A 26924-nucleotide genomic window follows, 5' to 3' on the forward strand; every position below is an offset into this window, starting at 1 on the left:
AGCTGCGTGTGACAGATTCGATGTGGCAGGGGAGTGGCGTCGACCTGGACGCCTACCTGACCCGCGTGGGCTACCAGGGCGACGTGGCTCCGGACCTATCCACGCTGCGGGGCCTGCACACCGCCCACGTCGACGCGATCGCCTTCGACAACCTCGACGCGCTGCTCGGGCGCACGGTGGTGCCGCTGGACCTGGACAGCGTCCAGGAGAAGATCGTCCGGCAGGGCCGCGGCGGCTGGTGCCTGGAACAGGTCGTGCTGATGGCGGCCGTGCTGGACCGCATCGGGTTCACGTTCACGGCGTTCGCCGGCAGGACGCGGATCCGCACCGGGAGCAAGTTCGGGCCGGCCCTGCACGTGGCCCTGTGCGTTGAGCTCGACGGCGAACGCTGGCTCCACGACGTGAGTTTCGGTGGCTACGGGCCGCACGAGCCGATTCGGCTCGCGGAGAACGCGCGGCTGGACGGCGACTGGTCGTTCGATCTCGTGCGAGAGCCGACCGGTGAACACGTGCTGCGGTTCCTGCGGCCGGAGGGACCGGCGGAGCTCTACGGCTTCACCACGGACGTGCGCTATCCGTCGGACTTCGAGCTCCTCCACCACTTCTGCCTCACGCATCCGCGCTCGCCGTTCAACCACCGGATGGTCCTCCAGCGCACACAGCCCGAAGTGAGGCACATCCTCGTCGGCAGCACTCTCACGGAAATACGTCCCGCGGAGCCGGCGACCTTCCGGGAACTCGATGTGGACGAGATACTTTCCGCTCCCGAGGAGATCTTCGGGATCACCTTGGAAGCGGGCGACGTCCAGGCGCTCTGGAAAATCTTGGACGGTCCATGATGCGTACCTTGCTGCTGGACAACTATGACTCGTACACCTTCAACCTGTACCAGTTGATCGCCGACATCAACGGCCAGGAGCCCGTCGTCATGGTCAACGACGACCCGATGTTGTCCAGCCTGCGGCTGGAGAACTTCGACAACATCGTGGTCTCACCCGGCCCTGGACGGCCGCGGAACCCCCGCGACGTCGGCCTCCTCGGCGACCTGCTGCGCCGCACCACGCTGCCCGTGCTGGGCGTCTGCTTCGGCCATCAGATGATCGCGCACCTGGCCGGAGCGTCGGTGGTCGCCGCGCCCGAACCGAGACACGGGCACCTCGCCAAGATCTCCCACGAGGGAGATCCGCTGTTCGCCGGAATTCCGCGTGAATTCGTGGCGGTTCGCTACCACTCGCTGTGTGTGCGGGAGCCCCTGCCCGAGGAAATCGTCGCCACCGCGTGGGCGGACGACGGTGTGCTCATGGCGCTGCGTCACCGCGATCTGCCGCAGTGGGGCGTGCAGTTCCACCCCGAGTCGATCGCTTCCCAGCACGGGCGTGAGATCCTGCGGAACTTCGCCGAACTGACCCACCGGACGGGGCACGGACAACGGCCATCCGTCGCCGTCGCCGACACCGTCTCCGCACGGTCCGACGACACGGCCGGCGCGGTCGAGGGACTTGGAATCATCAGCACGGTCGTGTCGACCGCTGCCGATTCCGAGGCCATTTTTCTCAAGCTCTTCGACAACATCCCGTACTGCTTCTGGCTGGACAGCAGCCGGGTGGAGGAAGGCCTGTCCCGGTTCTCGTTCCTCGGCGACACGTCAGGTCCGCTCAGCGAGGTCCTGACCTACCGCACCGGCGGCGGGACAGTGGAAGTGCGCGATGCGAACGGCGTCCACATCGTCACCGGCAGCGTGTTCGACGTCCTCGAACAGCGGCTAAGCGAACGGCGCGTCCCCGGCTCGGACCTGCCCTTCGACCTGACCGGCGGCTACGTCGGCTACTTCGGCTACGAACTCAAGGCCGAATGCGGGGCCACGGCCCGCCACACCGCCGAAACGCCGGACGCCATCTGGATGTTCGCCGATCACGTCATCGCGGTCGACCACCAGGAGGGACTGACCTACGTGGTGGCCGTCCACGACGAGAAGACCCGGCGCGACGCGCAGGAGTGGGTGGAACGGACGTCCGCGCTCCTGATGGGCCTGAACCCGGCCGACGCCGAGCCGCCGCGCGAACCTGCCGCCGGTCCGCCCCCGAATGCCGAGGAATACCTCGGCCGCGGCCGGAGCCAGTACCTGGCGGACATCACGGAGTGCCAACGGCAGCTGAAACGGGGCGAGAGCTACGAGATCTGCCTGACCAACAAGTTGCACATGCCGTTCCATGACGACGACACGTCCTTCTACCTGAGGCTGCGCCGGGCGAACCCGGCACCGTACGCCGCGCTCCTGCGCCTCGGCGCCGTCACGGTCTTCAGCTCCTCGCCGGAGCGGTTCCTGCGCATCGAGAGAGACCGCACGGTCACCAGCAAGCCGATCAAGGGCACAGCCCCTCGCGACGCCGACCCGGTGCGCGACGCCGAACTGGCTGCCACCCTCGCCTCAAGCGCCAAGACTCAGGCCGAGAACCTGATGATCGTCGACCTGTTGCGCAACGACCTGGGCCGGGTGTGTCAGGTGGGCAGCATCGAGGTCGACCCGTACCTGGCCGTCGAGAGCTACGAGACCGTGCACCAACTGGTCTCCACTGTTCGCGGACGGCTCAATGACGGGGTCAGCGCGATGGACTGCGCCCGGCAGTGCTTCCCAGGCGGGTCGATGACCGGGGCGCCGAAGCTGCGCACCATGGAGATCATCGACCGCTTGGAGACGGAGGCCCGGGGTGTCTACTCCGGCGCCCTCGGCTACTTCGGCCTCTCCGGCGGCACGGACCTGAACATCGTGATCCGCACCGCGGTCCGTGTCGGTGACCGGTTGACCATCGGAGCGGGCGGGGCGATCGTGCTCGACTCCGACCCGCATGAAGAGTACGAGGAGATGCTGCTCAAGGCGGCAGCGTCGCTCCGCGCCTGGCGTGCGTCGGCGGTGTCGGACGTGGGCGGCTCCCAACGATGAACAGAGCGACGAGCACAGCGACCGCCCAGGGCGTCCGCCGGTGGTGGGACGCCGATGGCGGAAGGCCGACGGCCGACGCCGCCGGGACGGTGATGGTCATCGGCTCCTGGCTCGTGGACGAGGGGCGGGTGCGGGGACTCGCGCGTCTGGCCGCGCTCGCCGTTCCGGCCGGCGCCTCCCTGATTCCTGTGGTGAAGCCATGAAGGAGGTCTCCCGATGACCGCGGCACGTGAAGTGCCCGAGTACGAGCGTGACTTGCTGGTGCAGTTGACGCTCCGCTGGGGGAAGCGAGTGGCCGTCAAGAAGGACGACCTCGACCTCGACGGGCACTTCGACGCGGCGCTGCCGGACTTCCCCGAACACCTCGTCCCGGTGCTGGGCCTGCCGGGTGCCGACCGGCTCGACCGGGACGCTCGCGAGCGCATCCTGTCCGCGGCGTGGATCGCCTACAACGCCAAGACCGCGGCCATCGAGGACGAGATCATCCTGCCCGCCTGCCGGTTGATGCTCCAGGAACGGATCCCCGTCCGCCGTGACGATGTCGCCGTCGACGCCCTGCACCAGACGATCATCGATGAGCACTATCACATCCTGATGTGCCACAACGCCGTCGGCGTCACCCGCAGACGGCGCGACCTGGCGGACGTGCGGTTCGCGCCGGGCGTCTGGTCGGTCGTCCAGGGACTGGACGCGGTCCGTGCCGGGCTGTCCGGGTTCGACCGCGACATCGTCGACATCGCGTTCTCCCTGGCCGCCGAGACGACGATCAGCGGGTTCCTCTCCACACTCGCCACCGCCCAGGAGATCCAGCCGATGAACCGGATCACCACCGATCTGCACCGGCGGGACGAGAGCGGACACGCGGTGGTGTTCCGCGCGTTGTGCGGCTCGCTCTACCGGAGCCTGGACGGCGCACAGCAGCGGACGTTCCGCGAAGCACTCGTCACCGGGCTGACCGCGTTCCGCTCCGCGGACCTGGACCCCTGGGTGACCGTGGCGGCCCAGGGCGGCTTCGAGATCGACACCGGTCAGCTGAGCGAGTGGGCCGCGTCCCGTCCCGTGCCCGCGCGGGACACCGGACCGTTGCAGCTCCTGCTCGACGACCTGGGCATCGGCCACGACCTCGTCGAGATGGTCCCGCTGACGGCCCCGCACCGTTGAGCCATGAGAAGCGGACGGAGATCATGTTGACCCTCACCGGCGAAGCCGCCGCGCACTGGCGGACACTCGTCGCCCACCAGCGGCCGGAGTGGCCCAGCCTGGCTGAGCTCGGCGATGTGGCGGATCACCTGGCGGCCTTGCTCCCGTTGGTCACGCCACAGGAGTGCGACACGCTCACCGCACGACTCGCCCAGGCGGCAGAGGGCAAGGCGTTCCTGTTGCAGGGTGGCGACTGCGCCGAACGTTTCGACCGCCTCTCGGCACAGGCGATTCACAGCAAACTGCGCCTCCTGCGGCGGATGGCCGTGATCCTGACGTACGCGTCGGCGGTGCCGGTGGTCAAGGTGGGCCGGATGGCCGGGCAGTACGCGAAGCCCCGATCCCGGCAGACCGAGACCGTCGACGGGCGCACGCTCCCGGTCTACCGGGGCGACGCGGTGAACGGCATCGGCTTCAGCCAGGCCGAACGACGGCCGGACCCGGCCCGGCTGCTTCGGATGTACGACGCTTCGCGCTACACCTTGGACGTCATGCGCGCATACGCCCATGGCGGCACCGACCTGCGCCAACTGCACGAGGAGAACCAGGACTTCGTCTCACGCTCGCCTGCCGGTGAACGCTATGGCGAACTCGCCGGTCGAATCGGCGAGGCACTGTCCCGCGAAGACGCGTGCGGCGGCGGCCATCCGTCGCGCACCACGGAGTTGTTCGCCGGCCACGAGGGACTGCTGCTCGACTACGAGGCCGCGCTGACCCGCTACCACCCGCGTTCCGGCCGAAGGTACGCGGGCAGCGGCCACATGCTGTGGATCGGCGACCGCACCAGACAGCTCGACGGCGCCCACGTCGCCTACTTCGCGACCATCGACAACCCGATCGCGGTGAAGCTGGGCCCTGCCGCCACGCCCGAGCAGGCGATGGCCCTGATCGACCGCCTCGACCCTGACAGGCGGCCGGGCCGGCTGACGTTCATCGTGCGCATGGGGGCGCACCGCGTGCGGTACCTGCTGCCGCAGCTCGTGGAGAAGGTCACGGCTTCCGGCGCGCCGGTGGTGTGGGTGTGCGATCCGATGCACGGCAACACCTTCGAGGCGCCCAGCGGGCACAAGACCAGGCGGTTCGACGACATCCTCGCCGAGGTCGCCGGCTTCTTCGAGGTGCACAGGGCGCTCGGCACCCACGCCGGCGGACTCCACGTGGAGCTGACCGGCGAGGACGTGACCGAGTGCGTCGGCGGCGGCGCCGAACTGGGTTTCGACGACCTGCACCGCGGATACGAGTCGGCGTGCGACCCGCGCCTCAACGGAGGCCAGGCGCTTGATCTGGCCTTCCTGGTCGCCGAGATGTTCACCCCAGGAGCAACCGGCGTCGTGCGGCCGGACGCAGCGGTGAATGCCGCGGCCCGGGGCGCGAGTCACAGCGATTCTCCCGCCTCGTTCGGCGCGTGAAACCAACAACATTTTCGAGGATGCACCCATGGATCAGGATTCCACCCCTCTGGAACTCGACGACGCGTTCGTGCAGGACCCTTACTCGGTGTACGCGAAGCTCAGCGCCGAAGGCTCGGCGCACCGGGTGAAGATGCCTCCCGGAGTCCCCGTGTGCGGCGGACTGCCGGTCTGGCTCATCATCGGATACGAGGCGGTGCGCTCCGCACTGGCGGATCCCCGGTTGAGCACCGATCTGAACAGGATGGACAGGCTGTTCGCGCAGAACGAGCCGGACAGCAACAGACGTGCCGGTTTCTCACCGGCCATTTCCAGCCACATGCTGAACTCCGACCCGCCGGACCACACCCGGATGCGCAAGCTCGTGAGCAAGGCCTTCACCAGCCGCGCCATCGAAGTGCTCCGGCCGGAGATCGAGAAGATCACCGGCGGGCTGATCGATGCCCTCCCGGACGACGACACGGTGGACTTGCTGGACGCCTTCGCGTTTCCACTGCCGATCCGGGTGATCTGTCTGCTGCTGGGTGTGCCGATCGAGGAGCAGGAGAACTTCAAGTCCTGGTCCAAGGCGCTCGTCTCCGGCGACTCCCCCGAAGCTGCCGCCACCGCCACGACCGAGGTGGTCGAGTACCTTCGCGAACTCATCGAGCGCAAACGCCGCGTGCCCACCGACGACGTGCTCGCCGCCTTGGTCTCGGCACACGACGTCGACAACCAGCTGACCGAGATCGAACTGGTCTCGACGGCCTACCTGCTGTTCATCGCCGGTTTCGAGACCACCCTCAACGCCCTGGGCAACGGCACGCTCCACCTGATGCGGAACCCGGACCAATGGGAGGCACTGCGCGAGGACCGGTCCCTCCTCCCCGGCGCGGTCGAGGAATTCCTGAGGCTGGAGAGCCCGCTGAAGCACGCCTCCTTCCGGTGTGCGACGGAGTCCCTGACCATCGGTGACGTCGAGATCCCGGCCGGCGACTTCGTACTGCTGGCGATCGCCTCCGCCAATCGTGATCCACAGCGCTTCGACGATCCGCATTCGCTGGACGTCCGCAGGCCCACTGACGGCGGCCATCTGGCCTTCGGACATGGCATCCACCACTGCCTCGGGGCGCCGCTGGCCAGGGTGGAGGCGCGGGTGGCGTTCGGCGCCCTGCTCGACGCGTTCCCCGCCATGAGGCTCGCGGTCGACCCTGAGGAACTGAGGTGGCGTACCAGCACGATCATTCGCGGGCTCCACTCACTGCCGGTACGGCTGAACCGCCGCCAAGGGCTGTCCCGTAATGGCGCGTGAATGAAATTCCTTGAACGCTCGGGCTGCTATGCGGCCGGAAAGGTGTGGCTGACCACATGCTCATATGCGGGATTAAGGCATCGCACGACGGCGGGGTCGCCGTCATCGAAGATGGTCGCCTTCTCTTCAGCTACGAGATCGAGAAGCTGAACAACGGCCAACGCTACAGCTCCCTCGGAGACCTGGAACGCGTGACGGAGATCCTTGCCGCAGAGGGTCTGTCACCCGCCGACATCGACCAGTTCGTGGTCGACGGCTGGTACACGAAAGACGCCGCGGGCGAGCCCGCCGTCAAGGTGAACGCCGGCGGCCTGCCGGTACAGTTCCGGGTCGCACCGTACCTTGAGAGCCCTGGCGACGACGGGCCGCTGCAACGCCACACCTTCAGCGGCCATGGTTTCGACAACTACGCCGGCTACACCCACGTCGCCAACCATCTCATCGGCCCGTACTGCTCAAGCCCGTTCGCCGCCAGGGGCGAAGACGCGTTCGTCGTGGTCTGGGACGGCCTCATCACGCCGCGCCTCTACCAGGTGCGAGCCGCGACCCGTGAGGTGACCTTCGTCGAGGCCCTGATGCCCGTCTTAGGAGGCAGCTTCGCGGCCTTCTGCTCGCGGTTCGAACCGTACTTGCTCAACACCGACGACGTTACGTCCGACAAGTACATCCGCCAGCACCTCTCCGTCGCGGGGAAGGCCATGGCGTACGCGGCCAAAGGCCGGGTCGAGACCGGTGCCTTCGCCGTCTTCGACGACCTCATGGCCGAGTTCCGCGACCTTCCCGTCGACAAGGTGGGCGTGCTGGGCGACAAGGTCGCCGCGAACAGGGACGAGCTGATGCCGGGCCTGTCCAACGCGGACCTCATCGCCACCTATCAGGCCTACATCGGCCACCACCTGCTCGCGCGGCTCACCACGGCGGTGCGGAGCCGCTTCCCGGACGGCGGCCACAACCTGGTACTCGGCGGCGGCTGCGCGCTCAACATCAAGTGGAACACCGCGATTCGGGCCAGCGAGGTCTTTCAGGAGGTCTTTGTCCCGCCCTTCCCCAACGACGCGGGGGCGGCGATCGGAACAGCGGCCTGCGAGATGTTCCGGCGCGGCCGGACGGCGCTGGAGTGGGATGTCTACAGCGGACCGCGGATCACCACTGGCACACTTCCCGACGGGTGGCGGGCACAGCCCTGCGACGAACGGCGGCTGGCCGCCCTACTGCACACCGAGGGCGAACCAGTGGTCGTCCTTTCCGGCCGGGCGGAGCTGGGCCCGCGCGCTCTGGGCAACCGGAGCATCCTGGCGCCCGCGACCGACACCCGGATGAAGGACCGGCTCAACGACATCAAGAACCGAGCCCCGTACCGGCCCGTCGCGCCCATCTGCCTGGAGGACCGCGCGCCGGAGGTCTTCGCCCCCGGCACGCCCGACCCCTACATGATCTTCGAGCACCGCATGCGGCCCGGCTGGGCCGAACGCGTCCCGGCGGTCGTTCACCTGGACGGCACCGCTCGGCTCCAGACCATCGCGTCGACTCAGGACACCGACACCGCTCGTATCCTCGCCGCCTACGCGGAAATCAGCGGAGTACCCGTGTTGTGCAACACGAGCGCGAACCTGGAGGGACGGGGTTTCTTTCCCGACGTCGAGTCAGCGGCCAGTTGGGGCGGGACTCGTTACATCTGGTCCGAGGGGACGCTTTATACGAACCCCCGCGTGGCGTGATGTTCCCTTGCCGATCCGTGCACAGGCCCGGCTGAAAATCACCGCCTGGGTCACCGGGTTCTGTAACACCCGCTGACTACGCAGCACTTGTAGAATGTCGCGCCCTGGAGAAACGGCCCGCCGACGCCCGGCGAGGGGAAGCCGCAGGCCGACAGGCCGGCTGTCTCCAGACAAGTCCGCCAACTATGCGACGCGGAGATCACAGTGCGACTCGCGCAAGTAATGGCACATGCCTTTGAGCGCTATCAGGACCGGCCCGCCGTCGGTGAGCGTGCGAGGGAGTTCGTGCGGGACGCCCGGACCGGGCGCGTTTCGGCCCGTCTGCTGCCGCGCTACGAAATGACCACCTACAGGCAGCTGTGGAGCCGTATCCGCGCGGTGGCGAGCGAATGGCACCACCACCCGCAGCGCCCTCTCGTCGCGGGCGACCGTGTGGCCCTCCTCGGCTTCGCCAGCCGGGACTACGCGACACTGGACCTGGCGTGCGGTTATCTGGGCGCCGTCAACGTTCCGTTGCAGATCAGTTCACCGACCGAGAATCTGACGTCCGTCATGGCGGAGACCGAGCCGGTCCTCGTCGCCGCGAGCATCGCGCGACTGGACACCGCGACCGAGCTGTCCCTGCGCACGCCCTCAGTCCAGCGGCTGCTCGTGTTCGACTATCACCCGCGCGCCGAGGACCAGGCGGAGCGATTCGCCGCCGCCCGCGACAGCCTGGCCGAGGCCGGACGGGACGTGGAGCTTGTCGCCCTGTCGGCGGTTCTCGACCGCGGAGCGGGCCTGCCCGAGGCGCCGCTGTACATTCCCGGCGACGACGAGGATCCCCTGTCGATGCTCATCTACACCTCGGGGAGTACGGGAACGCCGAAGGGCGCGATGTACACCGAGCGGCTTGCCAGGGTGATGTGGGAGGACCGGACGAAGCGGACCGCCACGGACACGGTCACCATCAACTACACGCCGCTGAGCCATTTCGCGGGCCACTTCCTGCTGACGAACGCACTGGCCCGCGGCGGCTCCAGCTGCTTCACCGCCAGCAGTGACCTGTCGACATTCTTCGAGGACATCGCTCTCGTACGGCCCACCGAGCTGTACCTCGTGCCGCGCGTGTGCGAAATGCTCCACCAGCTCTACCAGAGCGAGCTGGACCGGCGGACCTCCGCGGGCACCGACCCGGAGCGGGCCGCGACGAAGGTGCGCAAGCAGCTCCGCGAGGACGTCCTCGGAGGGCGCGTCGGCTCGGCCAGCTGCGGCTCCGCGCCGCTGTCCGCCACACTGACCGAGTTCACCGAGGCAGTCCTCGGCGTTCCCCTGCACAACGGGTACGGCTCCACGGAGGTCCCGGGCATCGCGGTCAACGGCGAGTTGCTGTGCCCGCCGGTGATCGACTACAAGCTGGTCGACGTGCCCGAGCTCGGCTACTTCCGCACCGACGCGCCACACCCGCGCGGCGAGCTCCTGCTGAAGGCCGACGGCATACCCGGCTACTACAAGCAGCCCGAGCTGACGGCGGATCTCTTCGACGAGGACGGCTATTACCGGACCGGTGACATCGTCGCGGAGCTCGGTCCACGCCGTATCGCCGTCGTGGACCGCCGCAAGAGTGTCCTGAAGCTGTCCCAGGGCGAGTTCGTGGCGATCGGCAGGCTGGAATCGATCTTCGCCGCCTGCCCGTTGGTGCGGCAGATCTTCCTTTACGGCAACAGCGAGCGCTCTTACCTGCTCGCTGTCGTCGTGCCCACCCCGGATGCCCTGCGGCGGTACGGGGACGACCGGGAACGTCTCGAACAACTGCTGAGCGAATCGCTCCAGCGGATCGCGAAGGACACCGGCCTGAATTCGTACGAGATCCCCAGGGGTCTGCTGCTGGAGGCCGAGCCGTTCAGCCAGGCCAACGGCCTGCTGTCGGACCAGCGAAAGCTGTTGTGGCCCAAGCTCGTGGAGCGTTACGGCGAGCGACTGGAGCAGCTGTACGCCGAGATCTCGGCGCACGAGAGCCAGGAGTTGCTTGACCTGCGCCGCACAGGCCGCGACCAGCCGGTGCTGGAAACGGTCCAGCGGGCCGCGCGGGCGATGCTGGTGGGCTCGATGACAGAGGTAAGTCCCTCCGCGCACTTCCGGGACCTCGGCGGCGACTCGCTGTCCGCGGTCTCACTGTCGAACCTGTTGCACGACACCTTCGGTGTCCGGGTACCGGTCGACGTCATCATCAGCCCCGCGCACGACCTGCGGCAGCTGGCCGCCTACGTCGAGTCCAAGCGCACGGCCACCGCGACGCGCCCCACCTTCGCGTCGGTGCACGGCGAGGACGCCACCGAGACGCACGCCAAGGACCTCATCCTGGGCCGGTTCATCGATGCGGCGACTCTCGACGGCGCCCGCCACCTCCCGCGCCCTGCCGGGGAGCCACGCCGTGTTCTGCTGACCGGCGCGAGCGGATACCTGGGGCGCTTCCTCACCCTTGAGTGGCTTCATCGGCTGGCCCCGGCCGACGGCAAGCTGATCGTCGTGGTCCGCGGCAAGGCCCCGGACGCCGCCAGACAGCGACTGGCCGATGCCTTCGGCAGCGACGACTCCGAACTGACGCGTACTTTCGAGGAGTTGGCCGCAGAGCACCTGGAAGTGCTGGCAGGAGACATCGCCGAGCCACGGCTGGGCCTGGACGAGGCGACATGGGAACGGCTGACCGGTGAGGTGGACCTGATCGTCCACGCGGGCGCCCTGGTGAACCACGTGCTGCCTTACCGCCACCTGTTCGACGCCAACGTCCTCGGAACCGCGGAGCTCATCCGGCTGTCCCTGACGAAACGGCTCAAGCCGTTCACGTACATCTCCAGCGTGGCCGTCTCCAGATCCCGGAGGGGACAGCCTCTCGATGAGGACACCGACGTGCGCGCCGCGCTGCCGGTCCAGCCTGTCGATGACGGGTACGCCGGCGGGTACACGACGAGCAAGTGGGCCGGGGAGGTGCTGCTGCGGGAGGCACACGACCTGTGCGACCTGCCGGTGACGGTGTTCCGCTCCAACATGATCCTCGCGCACAGCCGGTACACCGGGCAGCTGAACGTGCACGACACGTTCAGCCGACTGCTGTTCAGTCTCCTCGCGACGGGCGTGGCCCCGGACTCCTTCTACCGGACCGACAGCGGCGAGGGGCCGCGGGCCCACTACGACGGCCTCCCCGTCGACTTCACCGCGGCATCGGTCGTCACGCTGGGACGAAGCACCTCCGGGTACCGGACCTTCAGCCTGGTGAACCCGCACGATGACGGCATCTCACTCGACACGTTCGTGGATTGGCTCATCGAGGACGGCCACGGTATCGAGCGGATCGCGGGCTACGGTGACTGGCTCGTCCGCGTCGAAGCCGCCCTGCGCAATCTGCCCGAGGCACAGCGCCAGTACTCCGTCCTTCCCTTGCTGCGAGGCTTCCAGGAACCGGGAGAGGCTGTACCCGGTTCGGATGTCCCGTCGGTCCGTTTCCGGGAGGCCGTCCAGGAGGCCGGCATCGGACCGGATCGGGATGTGCCGCGCCTGTCCCCACTTCTCATCCGCAAGTACGTGACGGACCTGCGGCGCCTGATGACCGCCTGACCGGGTGACCACGCTGTATCCGGCGAAGTCTCCGGTCGGGTCTCCCGGTCCAGGTCCGTGGTCGGCCGGAACCTCTCCACCCGGAGCCGGTGCGCCGGACCGGGGACAACCCGTCAGGGGGCAGGCCATGACGGGAGCCCCCTGCACCTACCGCACAACCGGCCCTGGCGGCAGGCAGGCTAGTGCCGGCAGGGGCACTAGGTCAGGCACCAATCGAGTACGGCCATCGCACTGGCCAGCTTCATCTGCGCCTGGTCCCAGGCCAGCGACCGGGGCCCGTCGAGTACGCCACTCGTGACCTCCTCGCCCCGGCGGGCCGGCAGATCGTGCATGAAGAAGGCATCCGGCCATCGCGCCATCAGACGCTCGTCGACGGCGAACGGCGTGAATGCCGTCCGCCAGTCCGGATCGCTCTTACTGGTCCCGGTGGTCTGCCATTGAGTCGTGTAGACGACGTCCACGTCGCCGTCGATACCGTCGACCCGGTGCACCTCGACGACCTTGCTGCCGCACTCCTTCGCCGTCTGCTGGGCTCGAACGAGGACCGCGGGGTCGAGCCCGTACCCGGCAGGCGTCGCCAGGGTGAGGGCGGCTCCGGGGATCAGCGCAAGGCCGTGTGCAAGCGCTGCGGCCGTGTTGTTCCCCTCACCGAGATAGACGAGATGGAGCCCCCGCAGCGAACCGAAGCGATGGGAGAGGAGGGCGATGTCCGTGAGGCCCTGGGTCGGGTGCTCTTCGCGCGCCATCGCGTTGATGACGGGTATCGAGGCTGTGCCGGCGAGCTCGCGCAGATCATTCTCACCGAGGGAACTCCTCACGACCAGGGCGTCGAGCATTCCCCCCAGGATGCGGCCGGTGTCTGACAGTGACTCACCCGTGGCGAGTTGCAGGTCGTTGGGCCCGAAGGCGATCACGGTACCGCCGAGCCGTACCGCACCGCTGGTGAAAGCCGTCCGGGTACGCGTCGAGGTGTGGCTGAACAGCGTGCCCACCACAAGATCCCGCAGGGGGCGCTCCTTGGGGCGTCTGTTCTCGTGCCAGGCGCGGGAGCGACGGACGAGCGTCTGCAACTCCTCAGGTGTCAGGTCGTGCAGAGAGATGAGACTGCGCGGAGGGCGCAGCCCGTCAGCCCGAACGGCCGTCTGATCTGTCATCGTTTCGCCTCCGGTTTCTTCGATGTCCGGCTCCGGCTGGAACAGGTTCACGCGTCCGACCGCTCTCGATCACCCATGAGATCGACGACTGTTCCCAGACCGGCTGCCTCCGCCCGTGCGGCCACCTCCTGGCAGACGGCCACGTCGAGGATCGCCATGCCGAAGGGGTTGCTCACGACAAGGCCGTCCTGAGGGCGAATCGCTTCTTCGCGGCCGAGCAGTATCTCTCCGTACCGCCTTGCCAGGGCGTGCCCGTGGGCGGACGAGGATTCCGTGTCGGCCACCACGTCGCCGGCCCGCATCACCGATCCGAGGACGCGACGAGGGTTGTCCCGCACAAGGTCGATGTCGTCGACGTAGATCGCCTCAGCCTCCAGGAACACGGCCGGCATCACGTCGTCGAGCGACACGTGTGCGATGAAGGTCCCCGGGGCGAACCAGCCGGGCGGAATGTACGGTTCGGACGATACCGTCAGTGTGACAACCACGTGGCTCGCCTTCACACACGACTCGACGTCCGGGTGCTCGGTGACTTTCAAATCCGGGCAGTGTGTTGCGAGATCCCGGCCGAGCGCGGCCGTCCGGGCGGGGTCGATGTCGTACAGGTGGAGCTCTCGGACTGCCGGGAAATACTGGACGAGCAGCTTCGCGTGCATGGCCGCGATGGTGCCGCATCCTATGATGCTCACCGCGTTGAAGTCCGTAGGGCCGAGCGTGCGAAGGCTGGACATCGTGTATGCGGCAGTGCGCAGAGCGCTGATGTGTCCGGCCTCGATCAGGGTGACCGGGCGGGCGGTCTCCGGATCGAAAAGCACCGTGAAGCCGCCGGCACGCTCGATGCCCAGGGCGGGGTTGGTCACCGAGGCATTGATCAGCTTGATGCCGTACGCCATGCTCCCGCCTTGCTGTACGCCTCCGAGCATCGCCACCGAGCGGGTATAGGCGCCGGCGGAGTTCTCCCAGGCCATGTAACCCTCGGCGGGCAGGTCGGAGCGGCCCAGGGTGTGCTCGCACACCGCGGACTCGACCACACTGACGGGATCGATCTCGGCCAGGCAGTGCGTCACTGTGGCGCGGTCGAGAATCCTGATTCGGTCCGGCTTCACTTGAGCCCTTTCCCCTGGTAGTGCGTTGAGGCGCGGTGCGCCCACGGTGTCCGGCTGTTCGAGAACCGCGTTCAGGAAGGCCGGCCGGTCGGCGATTTCCGGGTCACACACCAGGACGCCGTACGACCTGCCAAGGCGGGTGATGAACCGGCTGCCGAAAGGGCTCGCTCCGATGAGGACGGCACAGTGCCGGCGGCACCGGCCGGCGCCCGGGCGGTCACGAACCCGCCCTCGCGCCCGCGAGGGAATCGCTGTCTCCGGCCGGCATCCCGGCGAGCAGGCCCTCGGAGGTCGCCGCGCCGTAGACCAGGTCTATGTACCGGTCTCCCCGGTCGGGGAAGAGGGTGACGACGGAGGATGCGGGGCATATGGAGGGGAGGATTTTCCGGATAGCCGCGATGACCGATCCGGAGGACCCGCCGGCGAAAATCGCCTCTTTGGACAACAAGTCATGGCAGGCCTCGATCGATTCCTCGTCCGTCACCTCGACGACACGGTCGACGAGGCTCTTGTCGAGCAGTTCCGGCACTCGGCTCGACCCGATCCCGGGAAGTTGGCGCGGTCCGGGAGGATTGCCGAACACCACCGATCCGACGGCGTCCACGGCGATCACCTGGAGCCCTTCGGAGTACTCCTTCAGCCGGCGTGCCAGGCCGTTCAACGTGCCGGTTGTGCTCACCGCGACCACCAGATAGTCAGGGTGGCTCGGCAGGTCCTTGGCTATTTCCTCCGCGGTGTTCCGATAATGCGCATCAGGCCCCAGGGAGTTGGCGTACTGGTTGATCCAGACTGCCGCGGGATCAGCGGCCAGTATGTCTTTCACGCGTGCGATGCGCGCGGGTAGGTAGCTGCCTCCGGTTGCCGCACCGTCAATCATCTCGACCTGCGCGCCGTAGCTTTTCAGAATCGCATGGTTGCTGGATGTGATGTGCGGATCGACCACCAGAGTGAGGCGCAGGTCATGGATCCGGGACATCATGGCCAGTGCGACACCGAAATTTCCAGAAGTGCTCTCGACAATGTGCGTCCCGGGATGAAAGAGGCCCTCACGCATGCCGGTCTCGATGATGTGCCGCGCGGTACGGTCCTTGACACTTCCCGCAGGATTGAGCATTTCGAGTTTGGCGAATACCTGCGGTCCCGTCGGGAAGAGGCGTCTCAAGTGGACCATCGGGGTGCCGCCGATACAGTCCACAATGGAGTCGTGCAGCAAGAATTCCCCTCAGATAATTGCTTGCCCGTCCGATTTTTCGGCGGTTTCCCATTCGCCCCCGGGTCAGGCGTACTTGACTTCCACCCGGGAAAGGTATGCCTCCGCGACGGCCAGTGAGGTATCGAATTCATCGGCCCAGGAGATGACATGGCCGAGGCGGTCGCCGTTGTCGACCACCCCGTTGATCTGTGTGGGTCCCGAGGTGAAGGTGCTGCGGACGATTCCGGCAGGCAGTTCGGACGGGGGTGTCACGGACGTGATCAGTCCGGTGCGCCGGGGCGTCAGATAGAGGCTTGTCGCGTAGCCGCCGCGGGCGTCGCCGACCGACTCGCCGGACGGAAGGCCCAGATGCAGACGCGTATACAAGTCCACGGAATCATGCCCGACGGTGAGCCGCATCAACTCACGGATCTGGTCGCCGCCCAGCCGCGGATTGATCTCGATCAGCGCCGGTACGCCATCGACGATCTTGAACTCGACATGGGCGGCTCCCCGGCGGTGTCCCACCGCGGTGAGCCAGTCGACAACCACCCGCGCTATGCGAGCGTCCTCCTCGGCCGTCCCGAAGTGATACGGAAACATGGCCCCGAGCTCGACCCGGAAGGGGAGCTCGGCCATCAACTTCTTGGTGAATCCGAGGAACCGCCAGTCGTCGGTGCGGTCGTCCCACATCAACTCGGCCGTGAACTCCGGTCCGTCGATGAACTCTTCCACCAGGGCGTACCGTGCGCGGCGGTAGCCGCGGAGGTTGACCGGGTGGGCGGCGATGGTACGCAGGGCCGTGCGGTACTCGTGGTCGGACGAACAGACCCGGACCCCGGTACTGCCGCTGTCGTCCACCGGTTTCACTACGCACGGGTACCCGAGTGGAGACGTGTCGCCCGGCTCGTCCAGCGGCACGCGTGCCGCCGCCACGGAGCGTCCAATGCCCTTCGTCAGGCTGCGGGAACGGTCCTTGAAGTGGCAGTTGAGCAAGCCGTCCACCGGGGCGTGCGGCAGGCCGAGCCGCTCCGCGATCACGGCTGTCTGTACCAGCCGGTAGTCGTCGAACGCGATCACGGCGTCCGGCGCGTGGTCGGTGAAGAAATGCATGAGCTTCACCAGGTCATGGGTGTCGACCACGCTGTGGGTATCGGCAATGCTGACCGGGTTCAGAGGGAACTTCTCGTACTCCGATGGATCGCGGGCGACAAAATGAGCTCGAAAACCATTTTCCTTGGCGAGTCGCATGCCTTCAGGGCCGTAGTCCAACATGTTACTCTCGATAAAAAAGGCAGTCTTCACTCAGGGGCACCAATTTCGGTATATTGTGCGTTCGGAAATTCGGATGACTTATCTTATTCTGGAGCCCGGGCGAGGGCGGCACCCGCGGAGTATTCACGGAGAACCAAGAAAACGATCATGAAATCCCTCGCCGAACACTGATAAGGCGCCCCTATCTTCTATTTCTGTCATGCGACTGGCGGGGATTAATCTAACACCGTGATCACGCCCACGAAATATGCCTCCATGTGACGGTCATCACGTTGGATGATGAATAAGTTTCAGTCCGTTCGCGGTGCAGGCTCGGGATTTGTCGCCGTCGGGTGTGGCGGGTGATTGTGGCGGATATGGTGATTCATGTCGGGCTTACCCGTTTAATTCCCGCTATAGGCTTGCAGGCATGTGCGGTTCACGGCCGCCGTCCGGCATCAGCGGCGCAGGACGCGCGCGCTCGTCCGGGAGCGGGGACGTCGGGTGGGCGACCATTTCTTCAGCACCCGGACGCTGAGCCGGGATAGTGGAGTTGGGGATCTCAAGAGGCGCCGGCGGGTGCCGCATCCGCTTCGCCACAGACCCGGCGGACCACTGCGACGTGTCCACTCAGCGTCCGCTGGGTCAGCATCTCGCGTACCGGGACGCGGATCCCGAACTCGCTGTTCACTCTGCGGATGAGCCGGGTGATCAGCAGGGAGTCGCCGCCCTGGGCGAAGAAGTCGGCGTCCGCCGGGATATCGTCACGGCCGAGCAGTTCCGCCCAGATCCGGATCACCCCCTCCGCCGGGTCGACCGGGGCCGGGTTCTTGGGTTCCGGCTGTTCGGGCAGCGGCGTGGGAGCCGGAGGGCGCTTCGGGTCCCACGCGGGCGAGGCGAGCGCTTGAGGTGCCATCAGTGCCTCCGGGGCCACCGAGGAAGGTCCCGCGAAGGAGTAGCCGGGCAGCCTCGTTCTGCGGCCATCGCCGGTCAGATCAGCCGGCGCGACCGGCTGCCCCAGAGTCCACAGGGCGCCGACGCCGCTGAGCGCTGTGGACTGCGACGCGTCCCTGATCTGGTCCAGGGCGACCGTGGGGATTCCGGCCGCCTCCGCCATCGGTGAGAGAGGACGCCCAGGACCGATCTCCACGGCCAAGGCGCCCGGCAGGTGCGCGGCCAGCGCGTCGAGCGCGTCGCCGAACAGCACAGACTGCCGGACCTGCGTCACGAACATGTCGCGGGGGAGTTCGGTACCGGCCGCGACGACCCGGCCGGAGACGTTGAGCGCGATCGGCAGGGTCGCCGGCCGGAGCTCGATCCGGGACATCGCCTCGGCGAGCGCGGGCAGCGCGGGCTCGATCAGTCGGGAGTGGCCCGCGTGGCTGTAGCGCAGGCGTCGTACGAAGAACGTGTTGCCGAGGCGTCTTTGATACTCATCGACCTCGTCGGCCGGCCCGCCCAGCACACAGGAGTCCGGGCCATTGACCGCGGCCACGTCGAGCTTGAGACCCCACTCCTCGGCGAGTGCCACGGCCGACTTCACGTCCGTACCGATGGCCAGCATCGCGCCCTCCGGGCAGTCCTGCATGGACCGGCCGCGCGCCGTGATGAACATGGCCGCGTCTTCCAGGCGGAAGACTCCGGCGACAGCGGCCGCGGTGATCTCGCCGGAGCTGTGCCCGCAGACCGCGGTCGGCCGGATCCCCAGGTCCTGGAGGGCTGTTGCCGCCGCGTAGCCGACTGTGAAGAGGGCCGGCTGGGCCAGCGCGGGCCGGTTCAGCTCGGCGGCGGGGAAGTCCGGGTCGTACAGTGCCTGCCGCAGCCGCTCCGCCTGCGGGGTGGCGAAGGCCGCGAGGCACCGGTCGAGCGCCCGGCGGAACCCGGGAAGAACGGTGAACGGCTCGGCCATGCCGGGGCGCTGCGTACCCCCGCCGGGGAAGAGGAAGAGCACCGGGGCGGGGCCCGTCCCCGGCGCGGTGCCCCGGGACACCCCGGACCGGGTGGCGAGACGCTCGGCGACCTCGGCACTCGTCCGGCCGGTGATCGCGAGGCGTTCGCTCAGGGCCTGGCGACCGTTGGCCAGGGTGGCGCAGACCTCGCCGAGATCCGGGTCGTGCGACTGGAGATGGGCCGCCAGATCGTCGGCCATGCGGTCGAGGGCCCCGGGATCCGCCGCGGACAGCAGGACCAGGCGCTCGGGCGGGGCCCCTGCCTCCACAGCGGTACGTTCCCGCGGCGGCGCCTGCTCGATCAGGACATGCGCGTTGGTGCCGCCGATGCCGAAGGCGCTCACGCCGGCGCGCCGCGGAAGCTCACCGGTCCATGGGATCGCCTCGGTAGGTATGTACAGCGGGCAGTTCTCGGTCTCAAGCAGCGGATTGCGCTCGGTGAATCCCGCGACGGGCGGGATCATGCCGTTGCGCACCACGAGCAGTGCCCTGATCAGTGCGGCGACCCCCGCGGCAGCGTCGAGATGGCCGACGCTGGCCTTCAGGGCACCCACCGCCACGCTGCCCGGCCGGGCTCCGGCCCTGCGCAGGGCGGTGGCGGCCGCCGCCCACTCGATCGGATCGCCGATGCGGGTGCCGGTGCCGTGGGCCTCCAGATAACCGATGGACCCGCCGTCGACCTCGGCCGCGTTCAGGGCGGCGCCGATGACGCGTTCCTGCCCCGCGGTGGAAGGCGCGTAGTAACCGGCTTTCGCATTCCCGTCGTTGTTGATCGCGGAGCCCAGGATGACACCGTACGGCTCGGGGTCGTCCTCGGTGATGTCCGACAGCCGGCGCAGCACTACGGCACCCGCACCGGACCCGGGGATCACCCCGTCCGCCTCCCGGTCGAACGTCCGGCACACACCCGCGGCGGACAGCACTCCGCCCGGCGTGTGCAGATAACCCGCCTGGGGGTAATCGAACCCGGCCCCCACCACTAGTGCCTGGTCGCAGTCGCCGCTGAGCAGGGCCTGCACTGCCAGATGGACGGCCACCAGTGAGGAGGAGCACGCCGTCTGTACTGCGAAGGCAGGCCCCTTCAGCCCGATTTTGTATGCGATACGGCTCGCCATGAAGTCCGGCTCGCTGCCGTGGATCAGATCGTCCAGCAGGCCCGGATCGGAGTTTGTGCCGCGGACTATCGCGCGCATGTAGCCGCTGCCCGTCATGGACGCGTAGACACTGGTCACCGCCGTGTCGTCGTGGGGCACAACACCCGCGTCCGCAAGCGCGTTCCAGGCCACCTCCAGCATCCAGCGGTGCTGAGGGTCCATCAGCTCGGTCTCACGCTTGCGGATCTGGAAGAAGTCGTGGTCGAAGCGGTCCCAGTCGTCGAGATGGCCGCGTACGGGTATGTAGTCCGGGTCGGCGGCCAACGTGGCGGGAACTCCGGCGGTCAGTAGCTCCTCCCGCGTGTACCGCTTGCTGTGCACGTTCCCGTGGAGCTGGGAATCCCACCAGGCGTCGAGGTCACGGGGGCCGGGGAAACGCGCTGCCATACCAGTGACCGCGATATCCAAGGAGCGATCCCGACTCGTCACAACGTCTCCCATCATTCCGTTGGAAACGGATATGTCATCCGATGTCGCGCTGGTGGCGCGTGAGCGGCCATAGGTGTTTCCTTGGACCGCCCTGTGATACTGGCACAGTCCGCTGTCCCGAAGGAGGCGGGGATCTTCGCGGTTGAGCGGTGTGGTTGACTCCGGCGGCGGGCCATCGTCGCTTCCCAAGAGGCCGCGCGAATAGGCGTGCGTGCCTGGGCGGCGGTCAGGGCGTTCGTCCCAGCGATGGGTAGTCCGTGCCTCGTTGGGTCACCTTACGCAGGGTCATGCCTGCACGATGCGGTCATGCGTGGCAATATCATGCGCTCTTGATGTTGCACTCCATCTTTCCTCATTTTCTAGGAATCCGAAGGGAGTCGAGGTGCTGCAGTCGCGTGCCCCGTGGGCCGCAGAAGTTACTGGGGGCGCACCGGGAGAAGGATTACACGACGTCTTCGCCGCACAAGCCCACGCCAGGCCGCGGCACATAGCCCTCCTGGCCCCGGACGCACGGGTCTCATACGGCGAATTGGACGCCCTCGCCGAGGAATTGGCCCGCCGACTCGCCGCCGCCGGCGTCCAACAGGGGCATCTCGTCCCGATTCTGCTGCCGCGCTCCGTCAACCTGGTCGTCACACTGCTGGCCGTTCTCAAGCTCGGCGCCGCCTACGCGCTGCTCGACGCGGACTGGCCGCCCACCCGGCTCAAGGCGGTGATCGACCAGCTCCGGCCGCCTCTCGTCGTCACCCGGCCAGGCCTGGTCGCCGGGCTGTCCGCGCCGCTGTGGACACCGGACGAGGGCGGTACGGGGGAGAGTCCGGCCCGCCCCGCGGTGACGGTACAGGGCTCCGACGCATGCTCCGTGTTCTTCACTTCGGGCACCACCGGACAGCCCAAAGGGGTGGTCACTCCGCACCGGGCGACGGCACGGCTGTTCCGGGAGGGCACCTTCGCGCGATTCGACCGGGATACGGTCATCCCCCTTGCGGGGGCGCTGCCTTGGGACGTGTTCTCCCTCGAACTCTGGTCCGCCCTGTACAACGGCGGCACCTGCGTCCTGATCGAGGAGCCGTTCCTCACGGCCGAGGCCCTGCGCGCGATGGTGGCCGACCACGGAGTGAACACGGCGTGGCTGACCAGCAGTCTGTTCAACCTGATCATTGATGAGGACCTGGCGGCGCTGAGCGGCCTGTCCCAAGTCATGATCGGCGGTGAACGCCTGTCCGAGCGGCATGTGGGCCGCTTCCTCGACCGATTCCCCGATACGGCCCTGATAAATGGCTACGGTCCGGTCGAGAGCACGGTGTTCACCACCACGCACCGCATCACCCCCGCGGACTGCACCCGGGACGGCGGCATCCCGCTGGGCCGGCCGGTACCCGGCACCTCCGTCTTCGTCCTCCAGGGCAACCGCCCCTGTGCGACCGGCGAGCCGGGGGAGATCTGCGTCGCGGGCGACGGCCTGGCCCTCGGCTACCTCGGTGAACCGGCTCTCACCGCGGAGAAGTTCACACACATCGACATCAACGGCGAGCAGGCCAGGCTGTACCGCACCGGGGACCTGGGCATCCTGAACGAGGACGGGATCCTTGAGTACCGCGGGCGGCTCGACCGGCAGGTGAAGATCCGGGGCCACCGCGTCGAACCGGCCGAGGTGGAGCGGCAGATCGAGCGCCTGGTTCCGTACGTGGCCCGCTGCCGCGTGGTCCCGCGCCGCACGGAACTCGACGGCGTCCTCGAACTGGTGGCCTTCTGCGTGCCGAGCCGGTCCGGTGGTGCACCGCCGGACGTGCCGGCGATCCTCGCCGAGCACCTGCCCGCGTACCAACGCCCCGTCGCCGTGGTCTTTGTCGACTCCTTCCCGCTGACCGGCACCGGCAAGCTGGACGACCGTGCCCTGCTGGCACGCGTGCCCGAGACGCCCGACGAGAACGGCCACGGCCCCGTCGACGACCCGCTGGTCCGTCTGGTCGCCGAGGAGTTCGCCGCCGTACTGGGCAGCCGAACCGTGCCACCGCACACGCCGTTCTTCGAGTTGGGAGGGTCCTCGCTGCAAGCCGCCCGCGCCTGTACACGCATCGTCAAGCGGGTGGGGCGGCCTGTACCCCTGTCGGTCCTGTACGAGCGGTCGTCGGCCGAAGAACTGGCATCCTGGCTCCGGTCGGCTCCGAGCACGGATGCCGTGCCGACGTTTACCGGCGACATCCCGCTGACCGCCATGGAGTTGGTCTTCCTCACCCGCCATCTGACGGCGCCGCAGGACCGCTCCGGATACTGCCTGATGACGTGGCACCTCAACGGCAGACTGGACCAGGACGCCCTGAAGGCGGCCATCGCCGCAGTCCATGAGCGGCACGACGTGCTGCGTACGGCTTTCCGAGTGGATCCCACTCCTCACGCCGAGGTCACCGACATCCCCGCCCCGCCCCTGGAGCTCCTGGCCGCCCAGCCGACCGTGGACGATGCGGTCGGCGCGCTGCGGCAGCTCTTCGACGAGCCCCTTGAACCTCAGGACGCCGATCTGTGGCGCACCGCGCTGGTGCCGGTGACCGAGACGGAGGGGTGGCTGTTCGGGCTGCTGGTCCACCACATCGCCTTCGACGGCCGGTCGGAATCAGTCCTGGCTCGTGCCCTCTCCGATGCCTATGCCGGACGTGCGCCACAGGCCGCCCCGCCCACCTTGGCCGAGCGGGCCCGACTGATGACGGCAGCCGCGACGATGACGGACTCGGCGGGGCGGATGGAGCGGATACTGGCGGAGTTCCAGGACGTCCCTCAGATCCGCTGGCCGGAACGGCCCGACCCGGGCGAGACCGGAATCGGACATCTCTCCGTGACTGTTCCCGCGGCGGTGGCGGCCCGTCTCGACGCGCGGGGCGCGGCGCTCGGCGGGAGCCTTTTCGTGGTGCTCCTCTCGGCCTGGGCGGGCACCATGGCCGAGGTCTGCGGGCAGCGGGACTTCGCGGTGGGCGTGCCCGTCGCCGAGCGCACCGTCCCGGAGCTGGAGCAGGCCATCGGCTGCCTCATCAATATGCTGCCGGTGCGCCTGCGCGGCGATGCGGTGGGCGGCGGCAGGGACGGCATCCGGGAGGTCGGCCGGCTGGTCCACCAGGCCTTCGGCCGCGGCGAAGTCCCCTTCGCCGACCTCGCACAGGGCCTCAGGCCGGCAACGCCCGGGCGGCCGCCGGGCTTTCAGTCCCTCTTCGCTCTGCAGGACAACACTCCACCCCGGCTCGACCTGCCTGGCGTCGCCGCCACGCATCTGCGCCAGCCGTACGCCGCCCTCCCGTTGGAGCTGCACCTTGAGGTGTGGCCGGACGAGGACGGCGCACTCGACGCGGTGCTCTCGTTCCGGCGCGAGGCCGTCGTCGAGACCACCGCGCTGACGCTGCTCAAGGGTTTCCATGACCGTCTTGCCCTGATCGCCGCGGGAGCTGCGTCATGACCGTATCCGCGTACACCCCTGCCGACCTCAACGACCCGGACCTGCACGCCTCCGGGGAGGTGCACCAGCTGTGGCGCTGGATGCGACAGCACGCCCCGGCGCACTGGCACGAGCCGGGCGACCTACCGGGCTTCTGGTCCCTCACTCGGTACGACGATATCCGGCACGCGTACCAGAATCCGGCCGTCTTCAGCTCGGCGCAGGGCGTCCTGCTGCGGCCGACCGCTCTGGGGGAGGATCCCGGCAGCGGCCTGACCATGGCCCTGACCGATTCGCCCAGGCACCGTGCCCTGCGCGGGCAGGTGGCCGACCGGTTCACCGAACGGTGCGCCCGTTCCATGGCGGACGAGATGCGCGCCGAGATCCGCTCGGTAGTGACCCTCGCCATCGAAAAGGGCACCTGCGACGTGGTTCACGACATCGGGGCCCGGCTCTCCAGCCACAACATCGCCAGGCTGCTCGGCGTGGAGCCGGACGACCGCGAGCAGCTGCTGCGGTGGAGCACGGAGGCGTTCGAGTCCGGCAAACCCCTCACCAGCCACGTGGCGCTGATGCGCTATTTCATCGACATGATGTACGCGCGGATGGAGATCGACGCGGACGACGCGATGGGCATGTTCGTCAACAACGAGGTGCAGGGCGACCTGCTGACCGAGACCGAGATCCTGCTGGGCGTCGAGAACCTCGTCGGAGCGTCGGAGAACGCCGGTCTGTCGATCGCCGCGGGAGTCCTCGCCCTCGGCTCACATCCGCGGCAGTGGCAGCGGCTGGTACGGGAGCGTGACGGCGCGCTCGTCAGGACCGCGGTGGAGGAGCTGTTGCGGTGGACGAGCAGCGCCACGCACAGCATGCGGACGGCCACCGTGGACACGGTCGTCCAAGGCCGGCGCATCGCGGCCGGAGACCGCGTCGTGCTGTGGATCCCCTCGGCCAACCGGGACGAGTCGGTGTTCACGGAACCCGACCGGTTCGACCTCGGCCGACAGCCCAATCGCCATCTGGCCCTGGGCACGGGCGAGCACGTCTGCATCGGGGGCTCCATGGCCCGCCACCAGATGCGGATGCTCCTGGAGACACTTGTGGAGTTGGTCGACGTCATCGAACCGACTGGAGACATGGAGCCGCTGCGCTCGATCGCGGTGAACGGACCGGCGCACGCCACCGTGCGCCTCGTCGCGCAGGGGCGCTGAGAGTCAGACGGCCGCCGGGCGTTGTCAGGTTGAGTGAGTCCTTGGAGGTGTGTTCCGGTTCGGGGGCATGTCTGGCCGACGTGGTGACGGCTTGCTCAGGGCCTGGCCGGCAGAGCGGAGGCGCTGGTGATGTGGTCCCGGCCGGCGGCGGGTCTCAGGCACTACGGACCTCCGGCCCGGCCTCGTCCGGAACCGCCGCGGCCGGCGTGCGTGCCTCCGACAGCCGCCGCATGAGGACGCCGAACCCGATCCCCGCCAAGGTCCCCACGACCGCGCACAACCCCCACAGCCACTCCGGGCCGAAGTGGTCGATGACGGTGCCGGATATGAGCGGGGCGATCAGGATGGCGGCCGACCACGCCAGCGTGTTCATACCTTGGTATCGTCCGCGCCCCTGAGCGGGTGACAGCCGGGCGACGAGCCCCGCCTGCGTCGCCGTGTAGCCGATCTCCGCGAGCGTCCACACGCACACGGTGAGCGCGAAGAAGCCGACCGACCCGGCGAAGGCGGTGAGTCCGAAGCCGTACCCCGCGAGGAGCGAGCAGGCGATCATCAGCGCGCGCGGATCGCGGTGTTCGATGAAGCGCGTGACCGGGATCTGCAGGGCGACGATCAGGATGCCGTTGACGGCGATGGTCAGGCCGTAGTCGGCGGGCGTGAACCCGGCGCGGCCCATGGCGACCGGTAGTCCGACGTTGCCCTGCTGGAAGAGGATGGCGACGAGGCAGGACAGTCCGACGACGGCCATGTACCGCCCGTCCCGCAGCACGGTCCCGAGGTTGACTCCGTCCTCTGTCTGTTCGGCCTTGGGCATGGGCCGGGACTCGGACACCTTGAGGAAGACGATGACCGCGCACGCCAGCGTCATCCCCGCCTCGATGAGGAATCCGGCGAGATAGCTGAACTCGACGATGAACCCGGCGGCCATGGAGGCGACGGCGAAGCCGAGGTTGACGGCCCAGTAGTGCAGCGAGAAGGCCCGCACCCGGTCCTGGGGCCTGACGATGTCGGCCACCATCGACTGAACGGCGGGCCGGGAGGCGTTGGAGGCCATGCCGACGAGGAAGGCGACGGCGGCGATGGCCACGGGGCCGCGCATGAAGCCGAGCAGCGCGATGGAGCCGGCGGTGGCGGACTGCGCGATGAGAAGGGTCGGCCGCCTGCCGAGACGGTCGGCCATCACTCCGCTCCCCAGCGCGGACACGACCCCGCCGAGCCCGTGCAGGGAGGCGACGAGACCGGCGTACGAGGCCGAATACCCGCGTTCGACCGTGAGATAGAGGGCCATGAAGGTGACGACGAAGGTGCCGAGCCGGTTCACGAGGGTGCTGATCCACAGCCACCAGAACTGCCGAGGCAGACCGGAGACGGTTTCCCGGGCGACGCGTCTCAGGGCGGCGAGTGGCATGGGTCCCCCAGGATCAGGCGGATGCGTAAGTGGCCGAAGCGGTGATTGTGACTTACGGGCATCCTGTCCGTGGAGGCCACAACTTAACAGATGCCGTTAACCGTGCGGTCTCCGCGGGTGACGCCGAGAGCACGGAGCTCTCCTCAAGATCCACGAAGGTGCCGTGTTCGTCCCGCCATCATCTCTCACCACCGTGCCCGCCCTGGACACACTCCGGCCGGAAGCGCTGGACGGGGGTGGTGCACGAGACCAAGTCCGTGGTCCGGTCGCCTGGTTCGAGTCGCTCACCGATCCCTTTGAAACCGCCCTGGGTCCATTGCGTCGACCAATCGGCCCTCCTATGATCACTCCCACCGCAGCGCGGTCACTCGTGACAGCAGAGACCGCACATTCCTCATCGGATCCTGACCGAGCAATTGAGCAGTAGGCGGACTCACACCAAGGAGTTCATCATCCCCAGGGATCCCACTGCTGACTTTGAGGAGTTTCT

Annotated in this window: 16 protein-coding genes; 10 read left to right on the forward strand and 6 right to left on the reverse strand. The window is 68.0% G+C overall.

The features are described from left to right. The first annotated feature begins 8 nt into the window (after positions 1 to 8). The 8 genes from ACFRMN_RS13655 (at position 9) to car (ending at position 12153) form a co-directional block, all read left to right on the forward strand. A complete protein-coding gene (locus tag ACFRMN_RS13655; RefSeq protein ID WP_383018057.1) occupies positions 9 to 839 on the forward strand; it encodes an arylamine N-acetyltransferase in 831 nt (276 codons plus the stop codon). Then, positions 839 to 2941, forward strand: a complete 2103-nt coding sequence (gene pabB / locus ACFRMN_RS13660) for an aminodeoxychorismate synthase component I (RefSeq protein ID WP_383018481.1) — start codon at positions 839 to 841, stop codon at positions 2939 to 2941. Before ACFRMN_RS13655 ends, pabB begins: the two co-directional genes overlap by 1 nt. Continuing rightward, positions 2938 to 3144, forward strand: coding sequence for a hypothetical protein (locus ACFRMN_RS13665; protein WP_383018060.1), 207 nt, complete (start codon positions 2938 to 2940; stop codon positions 3142 to 3144). The genes pabB and ACFRMN_RS13665 overlap by 4 nt, the downstream gene beginning before the upstream one ends. A 13-nt stretch (positions 3145 to 3157) precedes the next feature. Next, entirely contained in the window at positions 3158 to 4102 is a 945-nt protein-coding gene (locus ACFRMN_RS13670; protein ID WP_383018063.1) for a diiron oxygenase, read from the forward strand. 23 nt (positions 4103 to 4125) lie between these two features. Next, positions 4126 to 5550 carry a class II 3-deoxy-7-phosphoheptulonate synthase gene (locus ACFRMN_RS13675; protein ID WP_383018066.1) on the forward strand — a complete coding sequence of 475 codons (1425 nt, stop codon included), beginning with the start codon at positions 4126 to 4128 and terminating at the stop codon, positions 5548 to 5550. A gap of 28 nt (positions 5551 to 5578) precedes the next feature. Then, positions 5579 to 6841 (forward strand): cytochrome P450, encoded by a 1263-nt coding sequence (locus tag ACFRMN_RS13680; protein WP_383018069.1) that lies wholly within the window; start codon positions 5579 to 5581, stop codon positions 6839 to 6841. Between the two features lie 56 nt (positions 6842 to 6897). Next, positions 6898 to 8559, forward strand: a complete 1662-nt coding sequence (locus tag ACFRMN_RS13685; RefSeq protein WP_383018072.1) for a carbamoyltransferase N-terminal domain-containing protein — start codon at positions 6898 to 6900, stop codon at positions 8557 to 8559. A 204-nt stretch (positions 8560 to 8763) separates the two neighbouring features. Continuing rightward, positions 8764 to 12153 carry a carboxylic acid reductase gene (car, locus tag ACFRMN_RS13690; RefSeq protein WP_383018075.1) on the forward strand — a complete coding sequence of 1130 codons (3390 nt, stop codon included), beginning with the start codon at positions 8764 to 8766 and terminating at the stop codon, positions 12151 to 12153. A 197-nt stretch (positions 12154 to 12350) separates the two neighbouring features. Here the strand turns inward: car and ACFRMN_RS13695 are convergent, their stop codons facing one another. From ACFRMN_RS13695 to ACFRMN_RS13715, 5 genes are all read right to left on the reverse strand, one after another. Next, positions 12351 to 13307, reverse strand: a complete 957-nt coding sequence (locus ACFRMN_RS13695; RefSeq protein WP_383018078.1) for an ornithine carbamoyltransferase — start codon at positions 13305 to 13307, stop codon at positions 12351 to 12353. Positions 13308 to 13354: 47 nt separating this feature from the next. Next, entirely contained in the window at positions 13355 to 14524 is a 1170-nt protein-coding gene (locus ACFRMN_RS13700; RefSeq protein ID WP_383018081.1) for an ornithine cyclodeaminase, read from the reverse strand. A 106-nt stretch (positions 14525 to 14630) separates the two neighbouring features. Beyond that, entirely contained in the window at positions 14631 to 15626 is a 996-nt protein-coding gene (gene sbnA, locus ACFRMN_RS13705; protein ID WP_383018084.1) for a 2,3-diaminopropionate biosynthesis protein SbnA, read from the reverse strand. Positions 15627 to 15689: 63 nt separating this feature from the next. Next, positions 15690 to 16748, reverse strand: a complete 1059-nt coding sequence (locus ACFRMN_RS13710) for an ATP-grasp domain-containing protein (RefSeq protein WP_383018087.1) — start codon at positions 16746 to 16748, stop codon at positions 15690 to 15692. Between the two features lie 673 nt (positions 16749 to 17421). Then, positions 17422 to 20406, reverse strand: coding sequence for a type I polyketide synthase (locus ACFRMN_RS13715; protein WP_383018090.1), 2985 nt, complete (start codon positions 20404 to 20406; stop codon positions 17422 to 17424). Positions 20407 to 20773: 367 nt separating this feature from the next. Between ACFRMN_RS13715 and ACFRMN_RS13720 the strand changes: the two genes are divergently transcribed. Continuing rightward, a complete protein-coding gene (locus ACFRMN_RS13720) occupies positions 20774 to 23836 on the forward strand; it encodes an amino acid adenylation domain-containing protein (RefSeq protein ID WP_383018093.1) in 3063 nt (1020 codons plus the stop codon). Continuing rightward, positions 23833 to 25026, forward strand: coding sequence for a cytochrome P450 (locus ACFRMN_RS13725; protein WP_383018096.1), 1194 nt, complete (start codon positions 23833 to 23835; stop codon positions 25024 to 25026). Before ACFRMN_RS13720 ends, ACFRMN_RS13725 begins: the two co-directional genes overlap by 4 nt. 154 nt (positions 25027 to 25180) lie before the next feature. Here the strand turns inward: ACFRMN_RS13725 and ACFRMN_RS13730 are convergent, their stop codons facing one another. Beyond that, positions 25181 to 26434: an MDR family MFS transporter gene (locus ACFRMN_RS13730; protein ID WP_383018100.1), complete on the reverse strand. Its 1254-nt coding sequence runs from the start codon at positions 26432 to 26434 to the stop codon at positions 25181 to 25183. Positions 26435 to 26924 lie beyond the last annotated feature (490 nt).

The organism is Streptomyces sp. NPDC056835, assembly GCF_042789485.1.
Lineage (GTDB): Bacteria > Actinomycetota > Actinomycetes > Streptomycetales > Streptomycetaceae > Streptomyces.

Coding starts and splice junctions, on each gene's coding strand:
- ACFRMN_RS13695 (WP_383018078.1), bottom strand. CDS start 13,307: ATGACAGATCAGACGGCCGTTCGGGCTGACGGGCTGCGCCCTCCGCGC.
- ACFRMN_RS13715 (WP_383018090.1), bottom strand. CDS start 20,406: ATGATGGGAGACGTTGTGACGAGTCGGGATCGCTCCTTGGATATCGCG.
- ACFRMN_RS13680 (WP_383018069.1), top strand. CDS start 5,579: ATGGATCAGGATTCCACCCCTCTGGAACTCGACGACGCGTTCGTGCAG.
- ACFRMN_RS13685 (WP_383018072.1), top strand. CDS start 6,898: ATGCTCATATGCGGGATTAAGGCATCGCACGACGGCGGGGTCGCCGTC.
- ACFRMN_RS13670 (WP_383018063.1), top strand. CDS start 3,158: ATGACCGCGGCACGTGAAGTGCCCGAGTACGAGCGTGACTTGCTGGTG.
- ACFRMN_RS13665 (WP_383018060.1), top strand. CDS start 2,938: ATGAACAGAGCGACGAGCACAGCGACCGCCCAGGGCGTCCGCCGGTGG.
- ACFRMN_RS13675 (WP_383018066.1), top strand. CDS start 4,126: ATGTTGACCCTCACCGGCGAAGCCGCCGCGCACTGGCGGACACTCGTC.
- ACFRMN_RS13730 (WP_383018100.1), bottom strand. CDS start 26,434: ATGCCACTCGCCGCCCTGAGACGCGTCGCCCGGGAAACCGTCTCCGGT.
- pabB (WP_383018481.1), top strand. CDS start 839: ATGCGTACCTTGCTGCTGGACAACTATGACTCGTACACCTTCAACCTG.
- ACFRMN_RS13725 (WP_383018096.1), top strand. CDS start 23,833: ATGACCGTATCCGCGTACACCCCTGCCGACCTCAACGACCCGGACCTG.